Source organism: Nocardiopsis sp. TNDT3 (assembly GCF_003427465.1).
GTDB lineage: Bacteria > Actinomycetota > Actinomycetes > Streptosporangiales > Streptosporangiaceae > Nocardiopsis > Nocardiopsis dassonvillei.
The window spans coordinates 1-4,170 of the sequence record NZ_QPFC01000353.1 but is presented as its reverse complement, the minus strand read 5'-3'; the positions used below and the strand labels follow the sequence as shown (position 1 = coordinate 4,170).

The following is a 4,170-nucleotide window of genomic DNA, read 5'->3' as shown; positions in this document are numbered from 1 at the left end:
ACCCCGACCGGTCCCCTCCCGGACGCACACCCCCGTGCGCGCGCCGGGGCGGTGCGGGAGCCGGACCATGGCACCGCCATGGCTGAGGCCCCACGGCCACAATGGGAAGGAAACCATGCCCCGCGTTTCAAGGCTGGCCGCGCTCTCCGGCGCCGCGCTGCTCACCGTCGCGCTCGCCGCCTGCTCCTCCGACGGCTCCTCCGACTCCTCCGGCGGGGAGGACGGCGGTTCCGGGGACTGGACCCCCGTCACCATCGAGCACGCGCTCGGCACGACGACCATCGAGTCCAAGCCCGAGCGGGTCGCGACGGTGAACTGGGCCAACCACGAGGTCCCGCTGGCCCTGGGGGTCGTGCCGGTCGGCATGGCCTCCGCCGACTTCGGCGACGACGACGGCAACGGCGTGCTGCCCTGGGTCGAGGAGAAGCTCACCGAACTGGGCGCGGAGACCCCGGTCCTGTTCGACGAGACGGACGGCATCGACTTCGAGGCCGTCGCCGACACCGCGCCGGACGTGATCCTGGCCGCCTACTCCGGGCTGACCCAGGAGGACTACGACACGCTCAGCGAGATCGCCCCCGTCGTCGCCTACCCCGAGACCGCCTGGGGCACCCCGTGGCGGGAGATGATCGAGCTCAACAGCCAGGCCCTGGGCATGGCGGCCGAGGGCGAGGAGCTCATCGCCGGCCTGGAGCAGGAGATCGAGGAGTCGGTCGCGGAGTACCCGCAGTTCGAGGGCCGGTCCGCGATGTTCCTGACCCACGTGGACACCACGGACCTGAGCGAGGTCAGCTTCTACACCACGCACGACACGCGCGCCATGTTCTTCGAGGACCTGGGCATGGAGACCCCGGAGAGCATCGCGACCGCCTCGGCCGAGACCGACCAGTTCTCCCTGAGCCAGAGCGCCGAGCAGGCGGACGCGTTCAACGACGTGGACATCATCGTCACCTACGGCGGCGAGGAGCTGGTGCGGACCCTGGAGGGCGACCCGCTGCTGTCGCAGATGCCCGCCGTGGAGAACGGCTCCGTCGTCAACCTCCCCGGTGACGACCCGCTGGGCACGGCCGCGAACCCGACCCCGCTGTCGATCTCGTGGGTCCTGGACGACTACCTGTCGCTCCTCGCCGAGGCCGCTGACGAGGCTCAGTAGTGACGACGGACACCTCGACCGCCGTCTCGGGCGCCGCCGTCGTGCGGCGCCCGAGGCGCGGCAAGACCCTGTGGCTGCTGGTGGTACTGGGCGCACTGGCCGCGCTCATGTTCGCCTCGGTCGTGGTCGGCTCGCGCGACGTGCCCTGGACGGCCGTCGTGGCGGCCTTCGGCGGAGCGGCCGAGAACTTCGACCAGGCGGCGGTGGCCAAGCGCATCCCCCGCACGCTGCTGGCCGTGCTCGCCGGAGCAGCCCTGGGCGTGGCGGGGGCGGTCATGCAGGGCGTGACCCGCAACCCGCTGGCCGACCCGGGCATCCTGGGCGTGACCATGGGCGCCTCGCTCGCCGTCGTCGCGGGCATCGCCTACTTCGGCCTGGCCTCCGCGACCAGCTTCGTGTGGGTGGCGATCGTCGGCGCGGGGCTGACCACGGTGTTCGTCTACACGATCGGCTCCCTGGGGCGGGGCGGGGCCACACCGCTCAAACTCGCCCTGGCCGGGGCCGCGACCACCGCGGCGCTGGCCTCCTTCATCAGGGCCGTCGTGCTCCCGCGCGCCGACATCGCCGACGGGGTCCGGTCCTGGCAGATCGGCGGTGTGGGCGGCGGGACCTTCGACAGCGTCACGCAGGTGCTGCCCTTCCTCATGGCCGGATTCGTCGTGTGCCTGCTGTCGGCACGCGCGCTCAACCTGCTCGCCCTGGGCGACGAACTGGCCGCGGGCCTGGGCGAGCGCGTCGCCCTCGCGCGGGGCGCGGCCTTCGTCGGCGCGGTCGTGCTGTGCGGCGCGAGCACCGCCGTGACCGGCCCGATCAGCTTCGTCGGCCTCGTCGTCCCGCACGTGTGCCGCCTGCTCGTGGGCGTGGACCACCGGTGGCTGATCCCGTTCTCGGCGCTCACCGGCGCCGCCCTGCTGACCGCGGCGGACGTGGTCGGCCGCATCGTGGCGCGCCCTGCGGAGATCGACGTGGGGATCGTGACCGCGCTGATCGGCGCCCCCTTCTTCATCTACATCGTCCGCCGTCAGAAGGTGCGTGAGCTGTGAGCGCCTCCACCGTCGAGACCGTCGCCCGCGGCCGGACGCGCCGCGCCTACCGGCGGCGCGTCGTGATCGCCGCCCTGGCCGTGGCGATCGTCCTCGTGTTCGCCCTGTCCCTGATGGTCGGGCAGACCTTCTACCCGCCCGGCGACGTCGTGCGGGTGGTCCTGGGCCAGGACGTGCCGGGCGCCTCGTTCACCGTGGGGCGGCTCCGGCTGCCGCGGGCCGTGCTCGCGGTGGCGGCGGGGCTGTGCTTCGGACTCGCGGGCGTGACGTTCCAGACCATGCTGCGCAACCCCCTGGCCAGCCCGGACATCATCGGCATCAGCGCGGGGGCCAGCGCGGCGGCCGTGTTCGCGATCGTGGTGCTCTCGCTCGGCGAGGCCGGGGTGTCGGCCTTCGCGATCGCGGCGGGCCTGCTCGTGGCGCTGGCCGTGTACGCGCTGTCCTTCAAGGACGGGGTCGCCGGGACGCGCCTGATCCTGGTCGGCATCGGCATCGCGGCCATGCTCACCAGCGTCACCGACTACATCCTGGACCAGGCCGCCCAGTGGGACCTGCAGGAGGCGATGCGGTGGCTGACCGGCAGCCTCAACGGCGCCAGCTGGGACCAGACCGTCCCGGTGCTGGTCGCGCTGGTCGTCCTCGCCCCCGTGCTCCTGTCCCAGTCGGGCAACCTGTCCGCGCTCCAGCTCGGCGACGACACCGCCTCGGCCCTGGGCGTGCGCGTGGACCTGACCCGGCTCGTCGCGATCGTCGGGGCGGTGGGACTCATCGCCTTCGCGACCGCGGCGGCGGGGCCGGTGGCCTTCGTGTCCTTCCTGTCGGGGCCGATCGCGGCGCGCCTGGTGGGGCCGAACGGCTCGCTGCTGGTGCCCTCGGCGCTGGTCGGGGCGCTGCTGATCCTGGTCGCCGACCTGTGCGCGCAGTACGCCTTCGGGACGCGCTACCCGGTCGGGGTCGTCACCGGCGTGCTCGGCGCCCCCTACCTCGTCTACCTGATCGTCCGCACCAACCGCGTGGGAGGCTCGCTTTGACCACGGCCCATTCGCTGCTCGTCGAGGACCTGACGCTCGGCTACAAGGACCGCGTCGTCATCGAGTCGCTGGACCTGACCATCCCGCCCGGCAGGATCACCGCGATCGTGGGCGCCAACGCGTGCGGCAAGTCCACCCTGCTGCGCTCGATGTCGCGGCTGCTCGCGCCCCGGGTCGGGCACGTGCTCCTGGACGGCAAGGAGGTGCACCGCCTGCCGTCCAAGGAGCTGGCGCGCACGCTCGGGCTGCTGCCGCAGTCGCCGATCGCCCCGGAGGGCATCACGGTGAGTGACCTCGTCGGGCGGGGCCGCCACCCCCACCAGAGGATGCTCTCGCGGTGGAGCCGGGAGGACGACGAGGCCGTGGCCGAGGCGCTGGAGGCGACGCGGACGGTGGACCTGGCCGACAGGCCCGTGGACGAGCTCTCCGGCGGGCAGCGCCAGCGCGTGTGGATCGCGATGGCCCTGGCCCAGCGCACGGACCTGCTGCTGCTGGACGAGCCCACCACGTTCCTGGACGTCAGCCACCAGGTCGAGGTGCTGGACCTGCTGACCGACCTCAACCGTTCGCTGGGGACGACGATCGTGCTGGTCCTGCACGACCTCAACCTGGCCGCGCGCTACGCCGACCACCTCATCGCGCTCGCGGGCGGGCGGCTGCACGCCGCGGGCACGCCCGAGGAGGTGCTCACCCCCGAGACGGTGCACGCCGTGTTCGGCCTGCGCAGCGAGGTGATCACCGACCCCACGTCGGGCAGGCCCCTCATGCTGCCCCTGGGCCGGTACCACAGCACCGGGGCAGAACTCGGGGAGGAGCAGCTGGCGGAGTGATACCTCCGCCGCCCTGAGGCCGGTGTCGCGTGCCCGGTCACGGAGGCGCCGCGCGCCTCACAGTGCCCACGCGGCTCGCGTGCCTCGCGGTCCCCACGCGGATCCCCCGCGCC

4 protein-coding genes are annotated in these 4,170 nt (G+C 73.1%); all 4 read left to right on the top strand.

The features are described from left to right. Positions 1-115: 115 nt before the first annotated feature. Genes DQW06_RS09395 through DQW06_RS09380 form a run of 4 tightly spaced genes read left to right on the top strand, consistent with a single transcriptional unit; the run spans position 116 to position 4,057 of the window. The gene (locus DQW06_RS09395) at positions 116-1,153 is read left to right on the top strand and encodes an iron-siderophore ABC transporter substrate-binding protein (RefSeq protein ID WP_013153346.1); all 1,038 of its coding nucleotides are present in this window, start codon (positions 116-118) and stop codon (positions 1,151-1,153) included. Then, a complete protein-coding gene (locus DQW06_RS09390) occupies positions 1,153-2,196 on the top strand; it encodes an iron ABC transporter permease (RefSeq protein WP_013153347.1) in 1,044 nt (347 codons plus the stop codon). Before DQW06_RS09395 ends, DQW06_RS09390 begins: the two co-directional genes overlap by 1 nt. Beyond that, on the top strand, positions 2,193-3,227 hold the full coding sequence (locus tag DQW06_RS09385; protein ID WP_071622176.1) for an iron chelate uptake ABC transporter family permease subunit: 1,035 nt from the start codon (positions 2,193-2,195) through the stop codon (positions 3,225-3,227). Before DQW06_RS09390 ends, DQW06_RS09385 begins: the two co-directional genes overlap by 4 nt. After that, on the top strand, positions 3,224-4,057 hold the full coding sequence (locus tag DQW06_RS09380; protein WP_013153349.1) for an ABC transporter ATP-binding protein: 834 nt from the start codon (positions 3,224-3,226) through the stop codon (positions 4,055-4,057). The genes DQW06_RS09385 and DQW06_RS09380 overlap by 4 nt, the downstream gene beginning before the upstream one ends. Positions 4,058-4,170 lie beyond the last annotated feature (113 nt).

Coding starts and splice junctions, on each gene's coding strand:
- DQW06_RS09395 (WP_013153346.1), top strand. CDS start 116: ATGCCCCGCGTTTCAAGGCTGGCCGCGCTCTCCGGCGCCGCGCTGCTC.